The sequence below is a fragment of the Shewanella sp. SM68 genome (assembly GCF_025653925.1).
Taxonomy (GTDB): Bacteria; Pseudomonadota; Gammaproteobacteria; order Enterobacterales; family Shewanellaceae; genus Shewanella; species Shewanella oncorhynchi.
In genome coordinates this window covers 166,985-189,726 of the sequence record NZ_JAKKRU010000010.1, presented here as the reverse complement: position 1 = coordinate 189,726, position 22,742 = coordinate 166,985, and the positions used below count along the sequence as shown (strand labels likewise).

General features: G+C 43.5%; 26 protein-coding genes and 4 tRNA genes. 13 read left to right on the top strand and 17 right to left on the bottom strand.

Annotated features, from left to right (window positions below; all coding sequences use genetic code 11):
• Positions 1–24: 24 nt before the first annotated feature.
• From L5M40_RS16730 to L5M40_RS16705, 6 genes are all read left to right on the top strand, one after another.
• Positions 25–573 (top strand): YggT family protein, encoded by a 549-nt coding sequence (locus tag L5M40_RS16730; RefSeq protein ID WP_105251874.1) that lies wholly within the window; start codon positions 25–27, stop codon positions 571–573.
• Positions 573–878, top strand: coding sequence for a DUF167 family protein YggU (yggU, locus tag L5M40_RS16725; RefSeq protein ID WP_028761286.1), 306 nt, complete (start codon positions 573–575; stop codon positions 876–878). The genes L5M40_RS16730 and yggU overlap by 1 nt, the downstream gene beginning before the upstream one ends.
• A gap of 134 nt (positions 879–1,012) precedes the next feature.
• Positions 1,013–1,447, top strand: a complete 435-nt coding sequence (locus L5M40_RS16720) for a DUF4426 domain-containing protein (protein WP_113939419.1) — start codon at positions 1,013–1,015, stop codon at positions 1,445–1,447.
• A 122-nt stretch (positions 1,448–1,569) separates the two neighbouring features.
• Entirely contained in the window at positions 1,570–2,187 is a 618-nt protein-coding gene (gene rdgB / locus L5M40_RS16715) for an RdgB/HAM1 family non-canonical purine NTP pyrophosphatase (RefSeq protein ID WP_131523655.1), read from the top strand.
• Positions 2,187–3,353 (top strand): radical SAM family heme chaperone HemW, encoded by a 1,167-nt coding sequence (gene hemW / locus L5M40_RS16710; protein WP_263256955.1) that lies wholly within the window; start codon positions 2,187–2,189, stop codon positions 3,351–3,353. Before rdgB ends, hemW begins: the two co-directional genes overlap by 1 nt.
• 152 nt (positions 3,354–3,505) lie before the next feature.
• Positions 3,506–5,356, top strand: coding sequence for a DUF885 domain-containing protein (locus L5M40_RS16705; RefSeq protein WP_263256954.1), 1,851 nt, complete (start codon positions 3,506–3,508; stop codon positions 5,354–5,356).
• 662 nt (positions 5,357–6,018) lie between these two features.
• Here L5M40_RS16705 and L5M40_RS16700 read toward each other — a convergent pair.
• The 5 genes from L5M40_RS16700 to trmB all read right to left on the bottom strand — a co-directional run bounded on the left by L5M40_RS16700 (position 6,019) and on the right by trmB (position 10,428).
• Entirely contained in the window at positions 6,019–6,960 is a 942-nt protein-coding gene (locus L5M40_RS16700; protein ID WP_006082526.1) for a LysR family transcriptional regulator, read from the bottom strand.
• A gap of 439 nt (positions 6,961–7,399) precedes the next feature.
• Positions 7,400–8,221: a YggN family protein gene (locus tag L5M40_RS16695; RefSeq protein WP_263256952.1), complete on the bottom strand. Its 822-nt coding sequence runs from the start codon at positions 8,219–8,221 to the stop codon at positions 7,400–7,402.
• A 201-nt stretch (positions 8,222–8,422) separates the two neighbouring features.
• Complete coding sequence (gene glsB, locus L5M40_RS16690; protein ID WP_113939414.1) at positions 8,423–9,337, bottom strand: glutaminase B; 915 nt, start codon at positions 9,335–9,337, stop codon at positions 8,423–8,425.
• Positions 9,337–9,663 carry a YggL family protein gene (locus L5M40_RS16685; RefSeq protein ID WP_028761293.1) on the bottom strand — a complete coding sequence of 109 codons (327 nt, stop codon included), beginning with the start codon at positions 9,661–9,663 and terminating at the stop codon, positions 9,337–9,339. Before L5M40_RS16685 ends, glsB begins: the two co-directional genes overlap by 1 nt.
• 48 nt (positions 9,664–9,711) lie before the next feature.
• On the bottom strand, positions 9,712–10,428 hold the full coding sequence (gene trmB, locus L5M40_RS16680) for a tRNA (guanosine(46)-N7)-methyltransferase TrmB (protein WP_105251866.1): 717 nt from the start codon (positions 10,426–10,428) through the stop codon (positions 9,712–9,714).
• A 200-nt stretch (positions 10,429–10,628) separates the two neighbouring features.
• Here trmB and mutY point away from each other — a divergent pair, with 200 nt between their 5' ends.
• Positions 10,629–11,735, top strand: coding sequence for an A/G-specific adenine glycosylase (mutY, locus tag L5M40_RS16675; protein WP_198572672.1), 1,107 nt, complete (start codon positions 10,629–10,631; stop codon positions 11,733–11,735).
• A gap of 2 nt (positions 11,736–11,737) precedes the next feature.
• A complete protein-coding gene (locus L5M40_RS16670; RefSeq protein WP_011788659.1) occupies positions 11,738–12,016 on the top strand; it encodes an oxidative damage protection protein in 279 nt (92 codons plus the stop codon).
• Between the two features lie 87 nt (positions 12,017–12,103).
• Here L5M40_RS16670 and L5M40_RS16665 read toward each other — a convergent pair whose 3' ends face one another.
• Together L5M40_RS16665 and L5M40_RS16660 are read right to left on the bottom strand one after the other, a co-directional pair.
• Positions 12,104–12,679: a YceI family protein gene (locus tag L5M40_RS16665; protein ID WP_263177047.1), complete on the bottom strand. Its 576-nt coding sequence runs from the start codon at positions 12,677–12,679 to the stop codon at positions 12,104–12,106.
• Positions 12,680–12,683: 4 nt separating this feature from the next.
• Positions 12,684–13,235, bottom strand: coding sequence for a cytochrome b (locus L5M40_RS16660; protein ID WP_263177046.1), 552 nt, complete (start codon positions 13,233–13,235; stop codon positions 12,684–12,686).
• A gap of 389 nt (positions 13,236–13,624) precedes the next feature.
• Between L5M40_RS16660 and L5M40_RS16655 the strand changes: the two genes are divergently transcribed.
• The 4 genes from L5M40_RS16655 (at position 13,625) to L5M40_RS16640 (ending at position 14,535) form a co-directional block, all read left to right on the top strand.
• Positions 13,625–13,700, top strand: a tRNA-Phe gene (locus tag L5M40_RS16655).
• A gap of 34 nt (positions 13,701–13,734) precedes the next feature.
• Positions 13,735–13,810, top strand: a tRNA-Thr gene (locus L5M40_RS16650).
• A gap of 529 nt (positions 13,811–14,339) precedes the next feature.
• Positions 14,340–14,415 (top strand) — tRNA-Phe (locus L5M40_RS16645).
• Positions 14,416–14,459: 44 nt separating this feature from the next.
• Positions 14,460–14,535, top strand: a tRNA-Thr gene (locus L5M40_RS16640).
• Between the two features lie 437 nt (positions 14,536–14,972).
• Here the strand turns inward: L5M40_RS16640 and L5M40_RS16635 are convergent.
• Complete coding sequence (locus tag L5M40_RS16635; protein ID WP_105251863.1) at positions 14,973–15,158, bottom strand: hypothetical protein; 186 nt, start codon at positions 15,156–15,158, stop codon at positions 14,973–14,975.
• Between the two features lie 153 nt (positions 15,159–15,311).
• Here L5M40_RS16635 and L5M40_RS16630 point away from each other — a divergent pair, with 153 nt between their 5' ends.
• Positions 15,312–15,656, top strand: a complete 345-nt coding sequence (locus L5M40_RS16630; protein ID WP_105251862.1) for a DUF3634 family protein — start codon at positions 15,312–15,314, stop codon at positions 15,654–15,656.
• Between the two features lie 83 nt (positions 15,657–15,739).
• Here the strand turns inward: L5M40_RS16630 and L5M40_RS16625 are convergent, their stop codons facing one another.
• The 9 genes from L5M40_RS16625 to L5M40_RS16585 form a co-directional block, all read right to left on the bottom strand.
• Positions 15,740–15,967, bottom strand: a complete 228-nt coding sequence (locus L5M40_RS16625) for a hypothetical protein (protein WP_113939410.1) — start codon at positions 15,965–15,967, stop codon at positions 15,740–15,742.
• Positions 15,968–16,232: 265 nt separating this feature from the next.
• Entirely contained in the window at positions 16,233–16,778 is a 546-nt protein-coding gene (locus L5M40_RS16620; protein ID WP_263177045.1) for a DUF3833 domain-containing protein, read from the bottom strand.
• Positions 16,766–17,380 (bottom strand): chalcone isomerase family protein, encoded by a 615-nt coding sequence (locus L5M40_RS16615; RefSeq protein ID WP_263177044.1) that lies wholly within the window; start codon positions 17,378–17,380, stop codon positions 16,766–16,768. The genes L5M40_RS16620 and L5M40_RS16615 overlap by 13 nt, the downstream gene beginning before the upstream one ends.
• 94 nt (positions 17,381–17,474) lie before the next feature.
• The gene (locus L5M40_RS16610; RefSeq protein WP_173243616.1) at positions 17,475–18,056 is read right to left on the bottom strand and encodes a DUF2878 domain-containing protein; all 582 of its coding nucleotides are present in this window, start codon (positions 18,054–18,056) and stop codon (positions 17,475–17,477) included.
• Positions 18,057–18,147: 91 nt separating this feature from the next.
• Positions 18,148–19,422 carry an SAM-dependent methyltransferase gene (locus L5M40_RS16605; RefSeq protein WP_263177043.1) on the bottom strand — a complete coding sequence of 425 codons (1,275 nt, stop codon included), beginning with the start codon at positions 19,420–19,422 and terminating at the stop codon, positions 18,148–18,150.
• A gap of 1 nt (position 19,423) precedes the next feature.
• Positions 19,424–20,248, bottom strand: a complete 825-nt coding sequence (locus tag L5M40_RS16600; protein WP_173497573.1) for a DUF1365 domain-containing protein — start codon at positions 20,246–20,248, stop codon at positions 19,424–19,426.
• The gene (locus L5M40_RS16595) at positions 20,245–21,495 is read right to left on the bottom strand and encodes an NAD(P)/FAD-dependent oxidoreductase (protein WP_113939406.1); all 1,251 of its coding nucleotides are present in this window, start codon (positions 21,493–21,495) and stop codon (positions 20,245–20,247) included. Before L5M40_RS16595 ends, L5M40_RS16600 begins: the two co-directional genes overlap by 4 nt.
• Positions 21,492–22,292 (bottom strand): SDR family NAD(P)-dependent oxidoreductase, encoded by an 801-nt coding sequence (locus tag L5M40_RS16590; RefSeq protein WP_263177042.1) that lies wholly within the window; start codon positions 22,290–22,292, stop codon positions 21,492–21,494. The genes L5M40_RS16595 and L5M40_RS16590 overlap by 4 nt, the downstream gene beginning before the upstream one ends.
• The gene (locus L5M40_RS16585; protein ID WP_219251282.1) at positions 22,292–22,738 is read right to left on the bottom strand and encodes a nuclear transport factor 2 family protein; all 447 of its coding nucleotides are present in this window, start codon (positions 22,736–22,738) and stop codon (positions 22,292–22,294) included. Before L5M40_RS16585 ends, L5M40_RS16590 begins: the two co-directional genes overlap by 1 nt.
• Between the last annotated feature and the right edge of the window lie 4 nt (positions 22,739–22,742).

Sequence of the window (22,742 nt, the reverse complement as noted above, 5' to 3'; positions counted from 1 at the left end):
GAACTTTAATAGGTAGAAATCTCGATGAATGCATTTACCTTTTTAATCACCACTCTATTCGATCTCTATTTGATGGTGGTGATTTTGCGGATTTGGTTACAACTGGCAAGGGCTGATTTTTACAATCCTTTTAGCCAATTTATTGTTAAAGCAACTCACCCGCTCATCGCACCAATGCGCCGTATTTTGCCTTCCTTAGGGCGATTTGATACCGCATCTTTCGTCCTCGCATTATTGGTTGTGATAGCCAAGCTGCTACTAATTAGCCTCATTGCGGGCGGTGGCATAGACATACTGTTATTTTTGCTGTTTGCCGTTGTATCTGTGGTCAAAAAAGCAGGGGTACTGCTATTTTGGATGCTATTAATACGCGCAATCTTAAGCTGGTTTAACCAAGGCTATAATCCAATTGTAATGATCATGGGTCAGTTAACTGAACCCGTATTAGCACCAATACGTCGTATCATACCGCCAATTGGTGGTTTAGATTTATCCGTAATGCTGGTCATTATTGGTATGAATTTCCTCAATATGTTACTTGCTCAATATATCCCTTATTGGGCTGTGATCTAATGAGTGCAGTGACTTTGCAGCAAGGTGACTTGCTGCTTAATCTCTACATTCAGCCTAAGGCTAGCCGAGATCAAATTGTAGGATTGCACGGTGATGAGCTAAAAGTAGCCATCACTGCGCCACCTATTGATGGCAAAGCGAATGCCCATTTAAGCAAGTACTTAGCAAAAGCTTTTAAAGTGCCAAAGAGCGACATTCACATAATAAAAGGTGAACTTGGCCGACATAAACAAATCCGCATTATTGACCCTAAGATCATCCCAAGTGTCATTACTGAACTGATGGGGCAAGATAGTGAAAAGTAATTCAGTTGAAAGATCAATCAGTTAAATAATCGTACAACTGAAAACGAATTAATCCTTTGAATGCTATTAATTTATTGAAAAAAATAGTCACAGCGGCCCTATAATCCAACATTCCCTAATATGAGGTATCCATCATGTTCCGTAATCTTCTCGCTGTATTAGCCCTCACGGCCAGCCTTTGCGGTGTTGCAAATGCCGAGCAAAAAGAAACTGTCGGCAATTTTGATATTCATTACATGGCACTTGGCAGTACATTTTTAACGCCTAGCATAGCCAAATCCTATGGAATTAAGCGCAGTAGCTACACTGGCATCATCAATATTGCCGTATTAGATATTAGCGAAGCGAATAAGCCCGCAGTACCAGTTGAAATTACTGGAGTTGCTAATAATTTGTTAGATGCGCGAATCAATCTAACGTTTAAAGAGATCCGCGAAGGTGATGCGATTTATTACATTGCCGAAGTGCCCTACCGCGATGATCAGGAAATCAACTTCAATATCGCAATTAAATATGGCAATCAACTGAACACTAACTTACAGTTCAAGCAAAAATTCTACGTTGAATAAACCTATTTTATACCTTTGTTGGCGTTGCTTTCCTGTTGCGCCAACCCCTTTCCCTGTCCTTTACTATTGAGCTTGGGTATCATAGTGCCAACGCACGTCGCCCCATTTATGATAGGTATTCCATGCAACAAATCGTCCTCGCCAGCGGTAATAAAGGCAAACTCGCCGAATTCGATCAAATGCTCGCCAGCTACGGTGTCACAGTGCTGCCGCAGAGCCAGTTTAATGTCAGCGAAGTAGCAGAAACGGGTACCACTTTTGTAGAGAATGCCATTATCAAAGCAAGGCATGCCGCCGAAATCACCGGACTTGCGGCCATTGCCGATGATTCGGGTTTAGAAGTGGATTTACTCCAAGGCGCTCCCGGCATTTATTCAGCGCGTTACGCGGGCGAAAATGCCAAAGATCAAGACAACGTCTTGAAACTACTTGAGACATTAAAAGACCAGCCAGCACCTCGCGGGGCAAGATTCCAATGCGTACTGGTATATATGCGCCATGCGAAAGACCCTACCCCGATTATTTGCCAAGCCTCATGGGAAGGCCAAATCGACTTTAGCCAACGCGGCGCTAATGGCCATGGTTACGATCCGATTTTTATCCCTGAAAATTATCAATGTAGCGCGGCAGAGCTGAGCAGCAACGAGAAAAATGCCTTAAGTCATCGTGGTAAAGCCCTAGTGCAACTTATCGCCGCCATGCAAGCCCAAGGCGTGTTAACTGGCGGGAATGCACAATAATGTCATCAACTGCCGTGACTACTGCAATGAAGCTCGAACTGCCACCACTCAGTCTGTATATCCATATTCCCTGGTGCGTACAAAAGTGTCCCTATTGTGACTTTAATTCCCATGGCCAAAATGGCGAACTGCCACAAGAGGCTTATGTTGATGCGCTATTGGAAGACTTACGCCAAGACTTATATCTAGTCCAAGGCCGGAAAATCCACACTATTTTTATTGGTGGCGGCACACCTTCATTATTCGATGCCTCACAAATCAAGCGCATACTCGATGGTGCCAATGCACTTATTCCCTTTAGTGACGATATCGAAATCACTATGGAAGCCAATCCTGGTACTTTAGAGCACGATGACTTTAGTGCCTATCGTGCAGCGGGCGTCACTCGTTTATCTATTGGTGTGCAGAGCTTTTCTAAGGATAAACTCAACTTACTCGGACGTATTCACGATCAAAACGAGGCACAAGTCGCCGCTCAAAAAGCCAGCCAAGCGGGATACTTGAGTTTTAACCTCGATTTAATGCATGGATTACCCAACCAAAGCTTTGCTGAAGCTATGGCCGATATCGACACGGCAGCGGCGCTTAACCCGCCACACCTATCTTGGTATCAGTTAACAATTGAGCCCAACACCCTATTCCACTCAAAACCGCCGCAGCTGCCCGATGACGAAGCGCTCTGGCATATCTATGAGCAAGGTCAACAAAAGCTGGCCGCATTAGGGTATGAGCAATACGAAATATCTGCCTACGCAAAACCTGGTTACCAATGTAGGCACAATCTCAACTACTGGCAGTTTGGTGATTATCTAGGCATAGGCTGTGGCGCCCACGGCAAAGTGACGCTGCCAGAAGAAAACCGCATCATACGCACGGTAAAAATTAAACATCCTAAGGGATATCTGAGTGCCCACAACTACACCTTCGAATCGATTGAAGTTGCAGAGGAAGACCGCGCGCTCGAATATTTAATGAATCGCCTGCGTCTGATGATACCTATTCCTAAGCAAGAATTTGAACTGCGCACAGGACAACACAGAGACACATTGACCGAAGGAATGGAAAAGGCCAAACAACGCGGTTTACTCACAGAATCCGCTGAACATTGGCAATTAACCAGTAAAGGTCATATGTTTGTTAATGATTTACTGACACAATTTTGCTGAGTTAGCCGTTAAAATATCTATATAAATAATGTGTTAGTAACTAACAGTACAGTTTAACACTATTACTGCTAACACATTTTCTAACACTAATATCCATACATTCTTGTTCCGCTTCTTTAGTATTGATGCAAATCAATCTAGGAAGCCTGATCATGCCAATAAAAACTAAAATCAGCTTAGTCGCACTGACCCTTTCAGCTCTACTGACCATTCCCGCGTATGCAGCATCAACTGCGCCAGCCTTACACAGTGCAAGCGAACCTGTGAATGCAATAGCACAAACCGAGTCAGAAAAAGCCAATGCTCTGTTCGAAACCATCTTCATGGAAAACATCATGGCGAGCCCCATTTCGCAGACCTATATGGGGATCAAGCAAGACTATGATAAATGGGATGAACTGGGTGATGCCGCTGATGATAAAACCCTAGTTCGCACAAAAAAACAACTGGAGCGGGTCAATCAGATTGATGCGGCCAAACTCGATCCACAAACAAACCTTAGCCTTACGTTACTGCAGCAAAATCTGCAAAATGACATCGAAGATGACCAATGGCGCTATCATAATTATCCTGTAAATCAAATGTATGGCGGCCACTCTATGATCGCCTCCTTCTTGATTAACCAACATCAAATCACAGATGTCAGCGATGCCAAGGCCTATATCAGCCGCTTGAATGGCGTGCCAAAACGCTTAAATCAACTACAGACAGTATTAGCCGTTCGCGCAGACAAAGGCATTATCGCGCCTAAGTTTGTATTCGCTTATGTGATTTCAGACAGCCAAAACATCATCAAAGGTGCGCCTTTTGATAAGGGCGACGACAGCGCGCTACTCGCAGATTTTCGCCGTAAAGTGAACGCACTAGCGATTCAAGAAACGGAAAAGCAAGCACTGATTCAACAGGCTGAGCAAGCACTAGTGACCCAAGTCGAGCCCGCCTATAACAAGCTCATCAGTTACATCAAAACCTTAGCAACCAGAGCTGACGACCGCGATGGTGCGTGGAAACTCCCTAATGGCGCGGCCTTTTACAATAATGCTTTGGCCCGCACTACCACCACAAATATGACCGCCGATCAAATCCATGACTTAGGCCTTTCTGAGGTGGAACGTATCCATAATGAAATGCGCGCCATTATGAAGAAGGTCAATTTTAAAGGCGATTTACAGCAATTCTTTAGCTTTATGCGTGACGATCCCCAGTTCTACTACCCCAATACCGCCGAAGGTAAAGCCGCCTATTTAGCTGAGGCGACTAAGTTCATCGACAATATGAAGTCGCGCTTGGATGAAGTGTTCAAAGTAAAACCTAAGGCCACCATGGTAGTGAAGCAGGTTGAAGCCTTTAGGGAAAAATCCGCGGGTAAAGCCTTCTATGAACAACCGGCACCGGATGGTTCGCGTCCAGGTAGCTACTATGCAAACCTATATGACATGAAAGCCATGCCAAAATACCAAATGGAGGCGCTGGCCTACCACGAAGGTATTCCGGGTCACCATATGCAGATAGCCATTTCCCAAGAACTGCAAAATATTCCTAAGTTCCGTAAGTTTGGGGGCTATACCGCGTATATTGAGGGCTGGGGTTTATATAGCGAATCTTTCCCAAAAGAAATGGGACTCTACGCCGATCCTTACTCTGACTTTGGTCGCCTAGCAATGGAGTTGTGGCGTGCCTGTCGCTTAGTCGTTGATACTGGTATCCACGCTAAAAAGTGGACCCGCGAGCAAGGCATTGCCTATTACGTGGACAATACGCCAAATGCTAAATCAGATGCGGTGAAAATGGTTGAACGCCATATCGTTATGCCATCGCAAGCGACAGCTTATAAAGTAGGTATGATTAAACTACTAGAGCTAAGACATAAAGCAGAGCAACAGCTTGGCAGTCAATTTGATATCCGCGACTTCCATACGCTAGTACTTGCTAACGGCGCATTGCCACTGGATGTGTTAGAACAACAAGTCGATCTCTGGATCGCCAGTAAGAAGAAGGCCTAATACCCTAATGTTTTAATGCCTTAATGCTGAGTCGTGAAGCATTGTTAACCTGCTTCACGACTAAAGCGACATATATAGCTACGCCCAATAAAAAAGCCACTCGAAAGTGGCTTTTTTATTGGTACCATTATCCCGTTAGATAACAGAACCCTTCTCACTGTGGGTCACTATATTTGTTGTATTAATTTATGCTTTAGCACTCGCCTTCACACACTTAACACACAGTTGCGACTTTAGGGTACAGAGAGACAAAACGCTTGCCCAAGGCTGCACAAACCATCAATAAAAAATTACCTCAGCGATAAGGCTGAGGTAAACCAAAAACTAGGATGATGGTTTAAAGAGCCAACATTGTTTTAGTTCTCAAACTTCTGTTGGCTGTGATCCAAAACTGCATTAATGCCGACCTGTACACAAAAATTGAAAGGGGTCATTTCCAATAAACGTATAGGACTCAGATCATTCCGAATCAACTGTCACCATTGTATTCAATTAAGAACAGAGTTCAAGGATGTTATAAAAAAGTGCTTTAGTAACCCCTAAAAAACCATCAACAAATGTACTCATTAACTCAACCTAAAGCATTGATTTTAAATGACCAGAAAAGTACCTGCCCAATTTAAAACCACATAAGACTGCTTTTGAGAACAATGTTTCCTATTTTACTGACGTTTACTGAATAATTCGACATAGGGAGCATCCCAATACGGTGGCGTCCCTATGTGATCTTTGATGAATTCGATAAAAGAACTAACCTTAGGTGCTAAGTGCTTACGACGGGGATAAACCGCCTGCAATGGCAGATGGTGGGTCAATTGCCAATCCTTCAGTAAAGGCACTAATGTCCCTTTGGCAATTTCATCTTCCATCAGATAACTCGCAAGATACACAACTCCAAGACCACTTATTGCAGCAGATTTTAATGCAGGCGCATTATCCACCCTGAAATTACCCGATACGCCAATTTCACAGTAGTCATCACCCTTCTTAAATTGCCACATGCTGTGCTCGTGCCACTCTCCTTGATAGACCAAACAGTTGTGGTCAACTAGCTGCTCAGGTCGAGTTGGCTCGCCATGTTGAGCAATATAGCCAGGCGAAGCAACTAACAGGAATTGGCACTTCATCAGCGGTCTAGCAACCATGCCAAGCGGTAATTGCTCAGACATAGTTAACAGTAAGTCTAAGCCTTCGCTCACGACATCCACTTTATGGTCCAGTAAGCTCACTTGTAGCTCAAGCTCAGGATGTTTTGCCATAAAAGATGGCAACGCAGGAATGATATGCATCACTCCAAAGGATTGGGAAATCCCCACCTTAAGCACGCCGCGGGTCGCATCATTTAAGTTATGCACGCTGGCTATCGCTTGTTCAGCGTCACGCAGCAGTTCTTCACCTTGCAGATACAGCAAATGCCCTGCTTCAGTCAGACTTAAGCTGCGGGTGGTACGTTGAATTAATTGAACACCAAGTCTATGTTCAAGATCGGCGACTTGTGTACTGACCTTAGACTTAGAGATCCCAAGCCTTCTTGCGGCGGCACTAAAACTACCTGCTCTGGCCACATGAGTAAAAATCGCAATAGGTTCTAACAGTTCTAACATGGAAGTCGCCTTAAGCTGTTTACGACAATGATATTAACTTTCGGTGAGCAGCTATGGTTAGCGTAATCATCGCTTAAAAATAACCATAGCATTGATATCTCGCATCAAAATGATATAACGCAGAGATTTAGACCGAAAAAGTCCACTAAAGTAGGGGGTTATATCTGACTGATATGCCAGCTTTTAATTATATTTTAAGAGTATACCAAATATTCGTCTCTAGACTGTAACATTCCGAACTAAATCGCTGCAAGCCTAGCCTATAAGCCACATCAACTTAGCCATAAGGGTTGTCACCACGATTAAACCGTAGCCAATAAAAAAGCCCCTAGTCGATAAATTGACTAGGGGCGTAGCATTCAAGTTTGACTCATGCACAAGGAGATAGAAGTTATTGCAGTTAAAACTAAGGGCGATTCGCAAGAACTATTTACAAGTACTATTCACGCAGTTCCTTGGTTGAGTTTTGTGTCAACACATAAGGTGCTAGTTCTGGCACTTCTTGGCGCAATTGATTTTCAAGCACTAACAAATTTTCAAATCGGTCGCACAAACGGTCAGCCTTAGCTTCTAATCCCTTAGATTGGCTCTCAATTTGTTGCTCAATATCTTGGCCTAACTTGTCCATTTTTTGGGAGAAGGTATCCATCTTAGCTTCAAAATTTTCACCGCCACCAGACATGATTTGGCCACCTAAGTTCATCATAATTGCGCCAATTGAATTCTGGACAATTTGTTCCATTTCCTGCTCGAATTCATCGTTAAATGTACTTTGCATCGAGTATTCAGTCGCCCCTAAATAGAAGCTATCACCATTCTTGTAAGCCACTGAATCAACCCGTTTTTGAACGCCAGCCATCATTTCATTAAATTTTGCACCAGCGGCATCACCCATTAAAGGTGTTAAGGCCATACCAACCGCTTTGGAAGCAAGAGATACTGCCTCATTCACCAGTTCAATCACTTCTGGCACTTGAGTCGAAACTTCATCGGCATATTGAGTAACCAATTTTTTCTGCTTGTCGGTTAAGTTAACTTGCTTACCTTCCACAAATAACTTGTCAACTTCGATACGATACTTTTCTGTGCCCTTCTCGCTCATGACTAATTTTTTAGGCTCGACCATAACGTCATAATTTAAGGAGACCTCACAGCGCTCATCTATTTTTGGTTCTATTTGTGCTTGCGCCAGCTGTACGCTAGATGCCCCTAAAATCACGCCAGATAATGCAAATCCAGTTAATAACTTATTTAATTTCATTTTTGTTCGTCCTTTAATCTGAATAATTCGATAAACCTAAACTACTGAATAGCTTATACCATGTGAATAGCTTATAGCAGGAGACGTGCCAACTTTATAACAATTTGATTATGTTGAATTTTGAAAGTTAGCACTAAAAGGTCATTAGCGAAATTCGCTAACATTTAGTCTGATAGTGCTAATAAAAAACGAGAGATAAGACTAGAAAATAGAACGACCGAGACGCTGACTTAGATGCTCAAGCATCGCTGTGCCCGCAAGTGAGTTGCCATTATTATCGAGTTCTGGCGACCATACACAAATCGACAGTTCTCCAGGGATCACGGCAATAATACCGCCGCCGACGCCACTTTTACCTGGCATACCAACACGATAAGCAAACTCACCCGCACCATCGTATAAGCCCGAGGTTGCCAACAGAGCGTTAAGTTGCCGAGTTTGCACTTGAGAAATAAGCTCAGTCCCTGTGATACTTTTGCCGCGATTAGCTAAATACAACATGGCCTTAGACAAGTCAGCACAATTCATCTTCAAGGCGCAATAATGAAAATAGGTGCGCAGCACAGTATCAACATCACCTTGAAAATTACCAAAGGACTTCATCAAATAAGCGATAGCCGCATTGCGCGCACTATGCTGATATTCTGAATCTGCTACTTGTTTATCGAAACACACTTTATCGTTTTGGCTAAGTTGCCTGACTAACTCAAGCATTCTGTGTTTAGGTGCACCTAAACGACTCTGCAATAAGTCAGCAATCACTAACGCGCCAGCATTGATAAATGGGTTGCGTGGCTTGCCACGTTCTAACTCGACTTGTACTAAAGAGTTGAATGAATGGCCCGAAGGTTCTTTGCCAACACGGCTCCAGATTTCGGCTTCTTCATATAAAGTTAACGCTAAGGTTAAGCTGAAAACTTTGGAGATACTTTGAATCGAAAACGGCTCAAGGTAATCGCCCGCACCTAAAGTTTCACCGTCAACAGTCGTGACGGCAATACCTAATTTGCCAGCATCAACGCTGGCCAGTGCGGGGATATAATTTGCAACCTTTCCTTGGCCGAGCAAGGGTCGAACTTTCTCGACCACTTCCTCAAGTAATGCCAACTCGGGCATTAACCCCACCAAATGTCGTACAGTTCGCTAACTTCAACCTGAGATACTTTTTGGGTCGCCCAGAATGCCTTAACTGCAGCAATATCTTCTTCGGTACATTTACCAATCGTTTGGGTGGCGATAATGCCTTCCCATTCGATGTGGCCGCCGCCATGGAAACCTAATTTACGGGTTTCGATCACTTCATCGATGAATTTATCTACAGTTGCATCGATATCGGCTTCAGATACTGATGCATCAAAAGTCCAAGCCATATCGAAACCTAACTCTTGGAATTCATCAACGCGCATTTTCTTACGTAAACGACGGCTACGATTAGTTGCCATAGTGATTTTCCCTTTTGTGTTTAAAATTAGCTAAAATTGAGTTCGTGATTAAGCGATACGCTCAAACATCAGATCCCATACACCGTGACCCAGTCTATGGCCGCGGGCTTCAAACTTTGTCAATGGACGATGATCAGGACGCGGCACCACACTGCCGTCGGCCGACTGGTTTTGATAACCCGGTGCGGCTTGCATCACCTCTAACATATGCTCGCTGTACTCTTCCCAGTCAGTTGCCATATGGAAAACACCGCCAATTTTTAGCTTGCGACGAATAAGTTCGGCAAATTCAGCTTGTACGATGCGGCGTTTATGGTGACGTTTTTTATGCCAAGGATCTGGGAAGAACAATTGCACTCGGGCTAATGAACCGTCAGCAATCGCATGTTCTAATACTTCCATGGCATCGTGATGATACACACGTAAATTAGTCACACCAGCAATGGCTGCATCACTGAGGCAAGAGCCTACACCCGGTTTATGTACTTCAATACCAATGAAATTTTGCTCTGGTGCATCTTTAGCCATTTGTACTAAAGAGGCGCCCATGCCAAAGCCAATTTCCAGCACAGTATCGGCTTCACGACCAAAAACGTCGCTCAGTACTAATGGCACTGGGCTGTAATCTAAACCCATTGTTGGCCACTGGCTTTCAATAGCGTGTGCTTGGCCTTTGGTTAGGCGACCTTCTCTCAGGACAAAGCTTCTGATCTTGCGCAGATACTTGCCTTCTTCATTAAATTCAGCGGTAGTGACTTCGCTCATTTTTGCCTCGTCTAGTGGACAACACCATCATAAAAGAAGGGCATTATCCAAAGTTCAACATACAGTGCAAGCACTAATGGGGCGAAAGTATACCAAGATTATTTAAGAGTGCGAATTTAGCAGCGATTTTTAGCTTTAGATCCCTTGCCAACTTATCTTTGACGCTTGTCTAAGAAGATAACTGCCGCTACACTGCGCCGATGAAATCTACAGCCTCCTTCGCTACACGTATCGTCTCTTGGTACGACAATCACGGTCGTAAAACCCTCCCTTGGCAGCAAGATAAAACCCCATATCGCGTATGGGTTTCTGAAATTATGCTGCAACAAACTCAGGTTGCGACTGTTATTCCCTATTATCTTAAATTTATGGCGCGTTTCCCCGATGTGTTAGCACTTGCTAACGCGCCAGACGATGAGGTATTACATCATTGGACCGGTCTTGGCTATTACGCTAGGGCGCGTAATCTGCATAAAGCAGCCAAAATAATCCGCGATGATTATCAGGGATTATTTCCAACACATTTTGAACAAGTGCTCGCCCTACCCGGCATCGGCCGCTCGACGGCAGGCGCAGTATTGTCATTGTCACTTGGGCAACATCACCCCATTCTCGATGGCAACGTAAAACGTGTATTAGCAAGACATGGGGCAATCGCAGGTTGGCCAGGGCAAAAGACGGTTGAAGAGCAACTTTGGCAACTGACGGATGCCTTCACACCGCAGCAAGATATTCAGAAATATAATCAAGCCATGATGGATATCGGCGCCAGTATTTGCACTCGTAGCAAACCTAACTGTGCCGCTTGCCCTGTAGCGATTGATTGCAAAGCTCAACTGATTGGCAGACAAACCGATTTCCCAGGCAAAAAGCCTAAAAAAACCATACCAACCAAAGCGGCGTGGATGTTAGTGATGATGCAAGACAACCAAGTCTTTCTAGCTAAACGTCCGCCAGCGGGAATTTGGGGCGGGCTCTGGTGTTTCCCTGAATTCGCTACCCAAGCCACCCTTGAAACTCATCTTGAAGAGCAAGGGTTTGATGCGCAGCAACTCGAATGGTTAACTGGCTTTAGGCACACATTTAGCCACTTTCATTTAGATATTCAGCCCATGATGCTTAACTTAGATAAAACTCACGGCGATAAAACCCTCGGCAATAAACAGAGCGTGGGCGCTGTCATGGAACAAAACCAGTCTCTCTGGTATAACATAAGTCATCCTTCCAAAGTGGGACTCGCCGCAGCCACCGAGCGCGTGCTAGCCAATTTGGGATCACTCGTTCAATCCGCAGTCAGTAAGGAATAATCATGGCGCGTACAGTCAATTGCGTATATTTAAATAAAGAAGCCGACGGCCTAGACTTTCAACTGTATCCAGGTGATTTAGGTAAGCGCATTTTTGATAACATCAGCAAAGAAGCATGGGGCCTATGGCAAAAAAAGCAAACCATGCTGATCAACGAGAAAAAACTCAACATGATGAATGTTGATGATCGTAAATTTCTTGAAGAACAAATGACCTCTTTCCTATTTGAAGGTAAAGATGTTGAAATTGAAGGTTTTGTACCAGAAAAAGACCAAGATTAATTCTGGTCGTTAGTCGGCTCTAAGTATAAAGCTTACAAAAAAGCGCCTTTCGGCGCTTTTTGTTTATCTAAATGGCAGAATAAAGAGTTACTTACGCACGCCTTCAACCACTAGATCTAATTCAACATGGCTAGATGCTGGACCTAAATCCATCTTGATACCGAAGTCTTTCATCGCAAAGGTAGTTGTGCCCGTAAAACCGGCACGGTAGCCACCCCAAGGATCCTGACCTTCACCCACAGCATGGGCCTTGATCGCTAATGGTTTAGTCACACCATTTAAAGTTAAGTTACCGTTAATCACTAAATCGCCATTTCCTTTATCTTCCACCGAAGTAGATGCAAAGGTCGCTTTAGCGAATTTGCCAGTATTAAGGAAATCTTCACCGCGAATATGTTTGTCACGCTCAGCATGGTTTGAATCGACACTTAATGTATTCACAGTGACATTCACTTTCATAGCAGTTGGTTTAGCCGCATCGTAGCTAAAATCGCCGCTAAAATCATTAAAACGCCCCACCACATAGCTATAACCTAAGTGATTCACTTTAAATGTAATAGAAGCATGAGCGCCTTCATGATCAATCACATAGTCAGCAGCTGAAGCCGCCACAGGAGCCAATAGAGATACACCAATCAGTACGCTTAACAGTTGCTTTTTCATTGTATTATCCTCGTTTAAATTTAATCATTCTAAGTAGGGTGGCGTCTTTATCGATAAAGTGATGTTTTAATGCGCCCGCGGCGTGAATAACGACCAGCGCGATCAAGCTGTAAGCCGCATATTGGTGAATATCACCCGCGATATCAGCTTGGTTTTCAAACAAAAGTCCCAATCCTGGTAGTTCAAACCAATCAAACACCCAGATACCACGGCCATCTGCGGTTGAGATTAAAATGCCAGCAGTCATGATGACAAAGAGCAAGATATAAATAATAAAATGCGCCAAATGTGCGGCCGTCTTTCCCCACGGTTTATGACTCGCCTCAGGTACTGGCTTGGGATTAACTAAGCGCCATACCAAACGAAATATTGTCGCAGCCAATAACAGAATCCCAATACTTTTATGTAGATGCGGCGCAGTCTTGTACCAAGTACTGTAGTAGGTTAACTCCACCATCCACACACCGACTGCAAATAACCCAATCACGACGAACGCACTCAACCAATGGGTCACAATGGCGGTAATTCCATAAGCAAACTGACTATTTCGAAACATACTGCGACTCCGTACTCGCGTTTTCTTCATGCTATCCATGAAATAATATTCATTATCATAAATCTAAATTTAAAAACTAAAATCAGTAAAAATCGCTTATATCTTTCTAAATTTTAGAAAGTAAGCCAAAAATCATGATCTGTGAGCACAAAGCTATAGTAAACATCAGTATCCCTCTGACTTGAAAAATACAGCCAACGAATGAAATTGAACTGAATTCACAGAATAAGAGATAAAAAACACCCAAGATGTGCATTAAACAGCCGAACGAGTGATTTATCAGGAAAAAGCACTTGCAGAGGTCAAACACCCTAGCTAATATAGCCGCACTTCGAACGATACGGCTTAGCCATCGAGTTCAAAGTAGTTAACTAACGCTTAGTTTAGTTGCCCGAATAGCTCAGTCGGTAGAGCAGAGGATTGAAAATCCTCGTGTCCCTGGTTCGATTCCGGGTTCGGGCACCATTATTCTGTAGTAAAAATTGCAGTAAAGATTTAAGCCGGCATAGCTCAGTTGGTAGAGCAACTGACTTGTAATCAGTAGGTCCCGAGTTCGACTCTTGGTGCCGGCACCATATAAAACAATGAAGCCACTCAATGAGTGGCTTTTTTGTATCTGAAATTTGAATAATAAAGTCTGTGGTCAATCGCAACTGACTTACTCTTGATAATATCAGTAGGTCCCGAGTTCGACTCTAGGTGCCGCCGGCACTATATAAAACAATGAAGCCACTCGCTTACTCTTAGTTGCTCCGCTTCCATCAATCAAAGCTCAACAATACCCACTGCGCTCCACAGCTCCTTGCTTGCAACAAATGAGCTTAAACCTTAATTTTTCTCTCCAAAATAGAAGATAAATAAATGAGGAAGTTAGGATAAACAGCCAAAAGGAACACCTACTGGCGTTAAAGTGCTGAAACTTTCAGCGGTAAAATAAGGGTAAAACGAAAGAATCAAATAAATAAGCGCATTTTGTTTAATAGTTAATCAGTCACTTAAAAAGGGCTTGCACAGCTAAAGCGAGCACTATATTATACGCGCACTTCGAACGAACAAGGTCTTCACGACTTAGTTCAAAGTAGTTAACTAACGCTTAGTTTAGTTGCCCGAATAGCTCAGTCGGTAGAGCAGAGGATTGAAAATCCTCGTGTCCCTGGTTCGATTCCGGGTTCGGGCACCACTTTTAAGGTAATGAATTCGATTGGGTTTATTACTGTGCTTTACGCCGGCATAGCTCAGTTGGTAGAGCAACTGACTTGTAATCAGTAGGTCCCGAGTTCGACTCTTGGTGCCGGCACCATATAAACAAAAAAGCCACTCAATGAGTGGCTTTTTTGTATCTGTTTTTTGTATCTGAAATTTGAAGTGTTCAGTACAAAGCGCAACTGACTTACTCTCGATAATTTCAGCAGGTCCCGAGTTCGACTCTTGGTGCCGGCACCATATAAACAATGAACCCACTCAATGAGTGGCTTTTTTGTATCTGAAATTTAAAGTGTTTCAAAGCAAAACACAACGAACTTCCCTCAGTAATAACGATAGCGCCCTCAATACTGGCACAATAAGCGCTCAAATTGAGCGTATAAGATAATTTATTGACTTCACGCAACAGACAATCACTTCATCCTTTACCCCTATAAATGATAGTTTTATATTCGCCACATAAAAAAGCCACTCATTATTGAGTGGCTTTGCGTTCTTATACAAACTATCTAGTTCCAAATGACTCAATCGTGCTTATTTGATGAGCTCGAGTGGCATAGGCCTATCACCTGCTTGAACTTGATGTTGAACATGGCGCCACCCTTGAGTGAGTTCACTTAGATGTGCTTTTCTCTCGGGGAAATGTGTCGCAAGTTTTTCGATAACATCGATTTGCTTCTTACACAATAATGACCAACGATCTGCATTTGATAAGTACATGGCGTTTTCCTTAACTGAGGGGTTACTTTTCCTTAGCCAGTTAAGTCTAGGCTGGAATCATTTTATTGCCAATTCAAAATTGAGCGTTAGCGCACTGTTAAAACAACTAACTCGGGAGTATCTTGGTTCTATAAACATAAGATAGGAGGCGTTATGACAGCCGATATTTTCAAACTCATTTTTGTCGCTATTGGTATATTTCTCGTTTACAAACTGATATTTGGTGGCAAGAAAGGTCTGACTATTTTTGAAATGCATTTTAAAGATGGCCGTATGACTCAGCATAAGGGCAAGATCCCCGAACGATTCGAACGGGAATGCCGCCAAATCGCTAAAACCGAAAAACTGACTTGTACTGTTAGGGCTGAAAAATCAGGAGATGTACGCTTACACATTTCTGCCAACGTGAGTGACAATGTAAAGCAAAGGATTCGTAATCTGTTTCCGTTTGAATATTATGACAAAAAATCGATAGATAACAGTCGTCAAGCGGGTTAGTTCTTCGCCTCTCCCCTAGCAACCTTAATACTTGCTATTGATAGTTAAGTATTGAGGTTGAAGTGAATTCCTAAGGCATTTTCTTATTTAAACTTAACTGGATACCTAGGTTTTAGAAAATCGGATTCTAACTGACCGTCTTTTCTCGCATCTCGAATACGACGTTCATTATCTTGCACCATAGGATCGCTTGCGGGTTGATGAGGATCGACTTGTTTCTCAGAATGATCCTCAAACTTAAAGTCAAAAGATGAACAAGCAGTTAACGACAGACTTAAAAATACTCCCCATAAAACAACGTGTTTTTTCATCGACTACCCCCTATCTATTTAGACTTAGACTTAAGCTCAGATTAATTAAATTTAAACAATGGGTTGCAATAACCTTACCCCCATATATCACTTATGCCACTAGCAAAAATGCCTAGCTGCAACTTTGGTTTGACTTCAACACTTTAATGCAGAAAAAAGGGGGGTTATTAGCCAAGTTATACTGTTTAAGCCAATTTAAGTCTTAATCAACAGAGTGAATCCAAGACAAACTGGGGTAAGCCAACTTAACTAAAAATTGCTGAGACTATTTTTGAATAACTAAAGTGACTTTAGCAACTGTGATGCCAAACTTAATAATATCGCTCTGATTTATAATGGTATTATCATTCACTAAGAACATCCAATCGTCGAAATGAACTTGATATTCCTCACCATCCACAGGCAATAACATATCGTATTTCCAACGTAGCGCACTGCCGCTAGATTGGCCATCGGCAGTCCCAATAATGTCACCTGCAGTTCCTGAGTATCGCCCTTCCCCTAGTGCCTTAATGCACCATACACGCGTTTGAGTTTCGCCATCATCATACACAAACCATTCATTAATGACCCCCTCACTTCCCTGCCAACTGGCTTCCATAATGACATTGAATTTGCGGATTACTTTGCCACTAAAATCTTGTACGACCCCAGAGGCTTTTAATGGTCCATTAAAAAATGACTCCAAAACCAATGTCGGATGAGTGTCTTTATAATCAGTCACTTCCACCGATGAACAACTCGACAACAGCCCTATCATTATTAAACCTAAAAATAACTTTTGGCCGACAAGCCGTTTCAACAATCGCATGGTTTTTCTCCGAGTAATTGCGCCCGCAAACTAGGACGACTAGTGGCTTTCGATAACCAAATCGCTAAAAATGCCTCAGCAAAATTAGCATCATGGATAATGTCGAGTGGTTGATGATTAAAGAAAAACTGACTCGTTTGTCCATCTATCACCTTAAAACTTAAATGGTCGCCCTGCTTCACATCGGGCCAAGTCGCATTTAATAAACCCAACCAACGTTGGATATCATTTTCGGCAAACGCTAGATGCTGCCATTGATCTTTTGTCGCTTCGAGCAAATCCTCTGACTCAATATCTCGATAATATTCAATATCTAACAGCAGAGGATATTGCCCCTGTTGATAACGGCCATTTACCGTCATCAGTCTGGCCTTATACAAACTAAACCACAGCCAATCCATTTCTCCGCGGCCCACTTCCTGAAAAGTCTGCGTCACATCGGTGGCATCATTCAGTTCGATAGTAATGTTTTCAAAATCAGGCGTTTTCGCCTCTAACGCTTTTAAAGGTGCGGCTAATAAACCGAGGGCCAATAGACTTAAGCAGCTTGAATTCAAAAATGAAAAACCAAGATTTGGGCAACGATTACGAACTGACGACATGTGATCCCCCTTTTACTGCATGATGTCTTACAACAGGTACTTAACTAAAAACGGCATAATGACTTAACCGCGATCAATTCCTACAACTCAATAATTAACGCCCAAACACAGTAAAAGAACGCGCTTTAGTGCTTCGATTAAATCCATAGGGATTAGCAAGTTGGATTAAAAATGGCAGCAAGACTAGCCAAACCAAAAATAACACCACAGCAGAAATAACATTGCCATAGGGCAAACTCACGGCATTAAATTGTGCGCCAGCCAAATAGCTTAACCCACCAAATATGCCCCCGAGTAACGCCTGAAATATCAGCGGTAAAGGTCGCATAAAGGCCAAACTATGATTCAGAGTCAAAGCAAAATGCAGCCACAGGCAACCAAGCCACCAAGGGAAAAGAGCAAACTCAAACACCCCTAAAACAGAGAGTACGGTATCGACGCCTATTCCTAAGGCTGCAACCTTTAGCATCAATAGCAAATCCACTTTGCGATACTCGGGCTTACTTAAGGAAGCTAGCAGGATAAAGTGAAATAATAACAAAGGGATAGTTAACAACAGTGAGGTGTTAAGCCAAAGTACGCTAGACCACCACACAGCCTGAAAACTCAAGGCGTTATAGAGAATAAAGCCCTGATGTTTAAAAGGAACCCGAGAGTTAGCTAACATGGACTTCATCTTTGCCTCACTTTCATCTTGCTGCAAACAAAGCGGCTCATTCCAACGAAAATGGTTATTTCCACTAAAGTGACTGCTTAATCAAAACAGATTACATCGCATTAGGGCTATGGCTTGGGAGATGATGGCTAGCAATGCGATAGTCCGGACGCACAGCCACTAAATGCACTGTGCTTGTGGTACGTTCTAAAAATCCACCTTCACAATAACTTAGGTAAAATTTCCACATCCGAATAAAATCATCGCCATAACCTAAAGCTTGGATTTCGCCTATCGCATGATCAAAATTCTCATGCCAATGTTTTAAGGTTTTAGCGTAATCGAGCCCCATATCATTGAGCGACCAGACCACCATGTCCGTCTGTTTGGCAATGTGACCGACCATTTGGCTCACTGAGGGTAAGCAGCCACCGGGGAAAATATAACGCTGAATAAAATCCACACTTTTGCGATAACTGTCGTAACGTTGATCCGCAATCGTTATCGCCTGTAGCAGCATGCGCCCATTGGGTTTTAACAATGTTTCCAGCTTTTTAAAGAAGCCTGGTAAATACTCATGCCCCACAGCTTCAATCATCTCGATAGAAACAACCCTGTCGTATTCTCCAGTGAGATTTCGATAGTCCTCTGTCAACAGCATCACTTTATCGCTTAGCCCTTCGCGTTCGACACGGGCTTTGGTATAGGCATATTGCGCATCTGAAATCGTTGTTGTTGTCACGTGTACGCCATAATGCTTAGCCGCATAAATAGCCAGCGCGCCCCAGCCTGTACCAATCTCAAGCAAGGTTTGACCTGGCTGTAAATCAAGCCGCTCACAAATAGTCATCAGCTTAAACAACTGCGCTTCCTGCAAACTGGCTTCCTCATGGGGATAAAGCGCGCTCGAATACAACATTTCACGGTCGAGGAATTGCTCATACATAGCATTACCCAAATCATAGTGGGCGAGAATATTCCGCTTTGAGCCCTCTTGAGAATTGCGATTCAGCACATGCTTCACACGGTTTATCGTGCCAGTTAACCAAGAGAATTTGGCTTCAATCTTATCGAGTAAGGCTAAATTACGGGCAAACAGTTGTACGACTTTGGTGAGATCTGGGCTCGTCCAATGGCCTTGAATATAACCTTCACCCGCGCCAATGGAGCCTGAAAGCATGATTTGACGATAAAAACTCGGGTGTTTAACCACAAGCGTGGCGTGTAAATCGGTATGACTCTCACCAAAACGATAACTCTTGTCGCCCTCAACCAAGGTCAAGCAGCCATGTGGGAGACTTTCCAGCGCCTTAAGCAAGACTTTACGCGCAATACTGTCGGGCAGTTTCCCTGTGGTGACTGAGGTTTGCGAAGCCGTATTTTCCATGTTATTTCTCCATCTGAGCTGGATGCGGCACAAAGGGCACACGTTTAAAAAAGAGTTTTAGCGCTTGCCAATAAATCCCGAAGAAGATCTTGAGAGTCATAAAAGGGAAGCGAAACAAAAGCGTCCGTAAATTGGCCGCCGTGATCGGTTGGCGTTTCATCACTAAATTGGCATTAAACAGTTTTTTGCCATTCTCTTGCATCGACTTGTTTTCAATACCAATGTTTAAGTCTTCACTCGGCGCAGACACATGCCAGAGATAACGCATATCGAGAGTCATAAAGGGAGACACGTGAAACACTTTGTCAGAAGGTTTGGGCGCGGCTAAATCGACTAAATAGCAATGGCGCTGATCCCAAGGCGTGTTACTCACCTCGGCCAACATGTATAAAGGCGTTTGATCTTGATAACAAAAGTAGAAATTTACTGGGCTAAAATACACGCCAAAATGACGGATCTGACCCACAAACAAAACTCGATCGCACAGTTTATCTGCGCCTAACGCTGCCACTTGAGTCAATACGCGACTCTTGAGTGCAGCTGCGCTCGGATCGACAACAGCCACTTCACCGCTGTCATTGGATGTAGTCGTAAAAGAAGTTAAATAGTCTTTAGGATTGAATCTCAGTAAAGCGTGGCGCTGGCTGGCAAAAACTCGCCCCATGGCACTGATCTTATCGACTTCATCTAAATCAATCGCCAACAGCGCCATGGCATAACTAAAGCTATGTTTAATCGGCGTAAAACGGCTGTGGGATACAGTGCCGTAATAAATACCGCTATTGAGCTCTGTCATATTTAGACCTGTCACATTTAAACCTGTCATAGGCTGACACCAAAATGGGCACACACATCAAGTGCACTGCGAACGCCATCTTCATGGAAACCATTGTGCCAATAGGCGCCAGCAAAATGGGTATGATTTTGCCCGGATATTTCCTCACGGCGGCCCTGAGCCTTAAGACTGGCTTCGTTAAACACTGGGTGGGCATAATTGAAGCGGCGTATCACTTTCGACTCATCAATCAACTCTGACTGATTCAAGGTGACACAAAAGGTCGGCGCATTGGCTGGCAACTGTTGCAGTATGTTCATGTTGTAAGTCACTGACGCTGGACGTTTTAGGTTACCATCTAATCGATAGTTCCAACTCGCCCAAGCGGCTTTTCGCTTCGGTAAAATACGCGTATCCATGTGCAGCACCACATCGTTATTCTGGTAGCTGAGATCGCCTAAAATGGCGCGTTCTGTTGGCGTGGGATCGTTTAACATCCGCAGTGCTTGGTCGCTATGACAGGCTAAAATCACCTCATCAAATTCCAACCATTCACCGTGGACTTGTAACTTCACCCCATTGCCATGGCGCTCAATACCTGTCACGGGTGAGTTAAGGCGGATATTGTCTTTAAAGGGCGCAATAAGATCAGGAATATAACTACGCGAGCCACCCTTTAGCACATACCACTGGGGTCTATCACTGACATTTAGTAAGCCATGGTGCTGGAAAAAACGAATAAAAAACTTCAACGAAAACGCGCGCATATCTTCTATGCTCGAAGACCAAATCGCCGCGCCCATGGGCAAAATGTAATGCTCAGCGAAAAATGGTGAGAAGTGTTCACTGTCTAAATAATCACCTAAGTTACCTTCGGGATAAATATCCTGTTGATAGAGTGCTTTACAGCCTTTATTGAAGCGCAAAATTTCTTTTAAAAAGGCCCAAAAGCGTGGATTCAGGAGGTTACGCTTTTGGGCAAACAAACTGCCTAAATTGTGGCCGTTGTATTCAAGCCCAGTCAGAGCATTGTGCACGCTAAAACTCATCTCAGTCGGTAATATGGTGACATTAAGGCGAGCCAATAAACGTTCAAATCGTGGATACGTTCTGTCATTAAACACGATGAAACCTGTGTCTATAGCGTAGGTTTGCCCTTGATGCTCCACATCGACTGTCGCCGTGTGGCCGCCGATATAGTCATTGGCCTCAAACACTGTAACCCTGTGCGACTCACTTAATAGATGGCCACAGGTTAATCCAGAAATGCCGGTGCCGACGATGGCGATATTTTTCATAAACTCTTGTCCTTTAGCGGCTTGGCTTGAGTATCGTTTGCAATCATTTTTTGCCACACAAAGGCAGGTAAAAACGACATCAACTTCAATAGATAAGTAAAGCGTCGCGGAAAATGGATCTCGCGCTTGCCACCTTTCAGCCCATTACGTATCGCCTTAGAAGCGGTTTGTACACTCACTTGCATTGGCATAGAAAAATCATTTTTTGCGGTCAGTGGTGTCGCCACAAAACCAGGGCAAATCAAGCTCACGCCTATGTCGTTCTTGGCAAGATCGAGCACAAGACTCGAGGCTAAATACTGCACGCCGGCTTTAGAGGCGCCGTAAGCTTCAGCGCGAGGGAAAGGTAAATAAATAGCGCTGGAACTCATTAAGCCAATACGTGACCCCCTAGGCATTAAAGGTAAAAATGCCCCGAGGCAATATCCCATTGCAATTAGATTGGTATGGATAACGCGCTCGAACAACACATCATCGAAAGCCTTAGCATCATCAATATATTCACAACTGCCCGCATTCAAAATGACCAAATCGAGCTGAGAATCTGTTTTCGCCAATAGCTCAGCTACATTTTGGCCAGCTTGTTGAACTTGGTCGCGCTGGGATATATCAAAAATTAACAACGTAGCACCGACTAGTTCATTCAAGGCTAACGCCTCTAACCTTTGCAGCGAGCGGCCACAGGCAATGACGTGCCAACCTAAAGCTAAATAGTCTTGCGCCAGTTGCAATCCAATGCCTGAGCTTGCACCTGTAATCAGCACTGTATTTATTTTCATCGGCTTAACAGCGTCCATTACTTTGCCGCCCTGTCTTTGAGTAAGCGGATAAGGCCGCCCATACAAGGCAAATGCTCATACAACATTTGCCCTAAGTCGAAGTAATCCCTGTGAAAATAAATCTTGTCGTTGAATTTAAGTTGGCTCATGCCATCAACACGGATAAGTCCGCCTTTATTCAACTTAGGGTGGCTATATTCCATCTGCCAAAACAGCGCGGCTTGGTTCGCATCCTGCTGCACTTCTTTGATCTCAAACTGAATATGCTTAACATTCTTATATAACTTCGCGAAGTACTGAGTTAACGACGCTAGCCCTGTGATTTGATGCATAGGATCGGTAAAACTAATACTGTCGTCGTAAACCCGACCTAACAGATGCAAGTTATCTTTATTCAAAGCTTGATAAAGCTGAATAAAATCATCAACAAGCGTATTAGTCTCAGTCGTCGCTTGGTTTATCATCTTG

What these genes read in the sequence shown, in the direction of transcription:
- L5M40_RS16730 (WP_105251874.1), top strand. Translation starts at nt 25, where the DNA reads ATGAATGCATTTACCTTTTTAATCACCACTCTATTCGATCTCTATTTG.
- yggU (WP_028761286.1), top strand. Translation starts at nt 573, where the DNA reads ATGAGTGCAGTGACTTTGCAGCAAGGTGACTTGCTGCTTAATCTCTAC.
- L5M40_RS16720 (WP_113939419.1), top strand. Translation starts at nt 1,013, where the DNA reads ATGTTCCGTAATCTTCTCGCTGTATTAGCCCTCACGGCCAGCCTTTGC.
- rdgB (WP_131523655.1), top strand. Translation starts at nt 1,570, where the DNA reads ATGCAACAAATCGTCCTCGCCAGCGGTAATAAAGGCAAACTCGCCGAA.
- hemW (WP_263256955.1), top strand. Translation starts at nt 2,187, where the DNA reads ATGTCATCAACTGCCGTGACTACTGCAATGAAGCTCGAACTGCCACCA.
- L5M40_RS16705 (WP_263256954.1), top strand. Translation starts at nt 3,506, where the DNA reads ATGCCAATAAAAACTAAAATCAGCTTAGTCGCACTGACCCTTTCAGCT.
- L5M40_RS16700 (WP_006082526.1), bottom strand. Translation starts at nt 6,960, where the DNA reads ATGTTAGAACTGTTAGAACCTATTGCGATTTTTACTCATGTGGCCAGA.
- L5M40_RS16695 (WP_263256952.1), bottom strand. Translation starts at nt 8,221, where the DNA reads ATGAAATTAAATAAGTTATTAACTGGATTTGCATTATCTGGCGTGATT.
- glsB (WP_113939414.1), bottom strand. Translation starts at nt 9,337, where the DNA reads ATGCCCGAGTTGGCATTACTTGAGGAAGTGGTCGAGAAAGTTCGACCC.
- L5M40_RS16685 (WP_028761293.1), bottom strand. Translation starts at nt 9,663, where the DNA reads ATGGCAACTAATCGTAGCCGTCGTTTACGTAAGAAAATGCGCGTTGAT.
- trmB (WP_105251866.1), bottom strand. Translation starts at nt 10,428, where the DNA reads ATGAGCGAAGTCACTACCGCTGAATTTAATGAAGAAGGCAAGTATCTG.
- mutY (WP_198572672.1), top strand. Translation starts at nt 10,629, where the DNA reads ATGAAATCTACAGCCTCCTTCGCTACACGTATCGTCTCTTGGTACGAC.
- L5M40_RS16670 (WP_011788659.1), top strand. Translation starts at nt 11,738, where the DNA reads ATGGCGCGTACAGTCAATTGCGTATATTTAAATAAAGAAGCCGACGGC.
- L5M40_RS16665 (WP_263177047.1), bottom strand. Translation starts at nt 12,679, where the DNA reads ATGAAAAAGCAACTGTTAAGCGTACTGATTGGTGTATCTCTATTGGCT.
- L5M40_RS16660 (WP_263177046.1), bottom strand. Translation starts at nt 13,235, where the DNA reads ATGTTTCGAAATAGTCAGTTTGCTTATGGAATTACCGCCATTGTGACC.
- L5M40_RS16635 (WP_105251863.1), bottom strand. Translation starts at nt 15,158, where the DNA reads ATGTACTTATCAAATGCAGATCGTTGGTCATTATTGTGTAAGAAGCAA.
- L5M40_RS16630 (WP_105251862.1), top strand. Translation starts at nt 15,312, where the DNA reads ATGACAGCCGATATTTTCAAACTCATTTTTGTCGCTATTGGTATATTT.
- L5M40_RS16625 (WP_113939410.1), bottom strand. Translation starts at nt 15,967, where the DNA reads ATGAAAAAACACGTTGTTTTATGGGGAGTATTTTTAAGTCTGTCGTTA.
- L5M40_RS16620 (WP_263177045.1), bottom strand. Translation starts at nt 16,778, where the DNA reads ATGCGATTGTTGAAACGGCTTGTCGGCCAAAAGTTATTTTTAGGTTTA.
- L5M40_RS16615 (WP_263177044.1), bottom strand. Translation starts at nt 17,380, where the DNA reads ATGTCGTCAGTTCGTAATCGTTGCCCAAATCTTGGTTTTTCATTTTTG.
- L5M40_RS16610 (WP_173243616.1), bottom strand. Translation starts at nt 18,056, where the DNA reads ATGAAGTCCATGTTAGCTAACTCTCGGGTTCCTTTTAAACATCAGGGC.
- L5M40_RS16605 (WP_263177043.1), bottom strand. Translation starts at nt 19,422, where the DNA reads ATGGAAAATACGGCTTCGCAAACCTCAGTCACCACAGGGAAACTGCCC.
- L5M40_RS16600 (WP_173497573.1), bottom strand. Translation starts at nt 20,248, where the DNA reads ATGACAGGTTTAAATGTGACAGGTCTAAATATGACAGAGCTCAATAGC.
- L5M40_RS16595 (WP_113939406.1), bottom strand. Translation starts at nt 21,495, where the DNA reads ATGAAAAATATCGCCATCGTCGGCACCGGCATTTCTGGATTAACCTGT.
- L5M40_RS16590 (WP_263177042.1), bottom strand. Translation starts at nt 22,292, where the DNA reads ATGGACGCTGTTAAGCCGATGAAAATAAATACAGTGCTGATTACAGGT.
- L5M40_RS16585 (WP_219251282.1), bottom strand. Translation starts at nt 22,738, where the DNA reads ATGATAAACCAAGCGACGACTGAGACTAATACGCTTGTTGATGATTTT.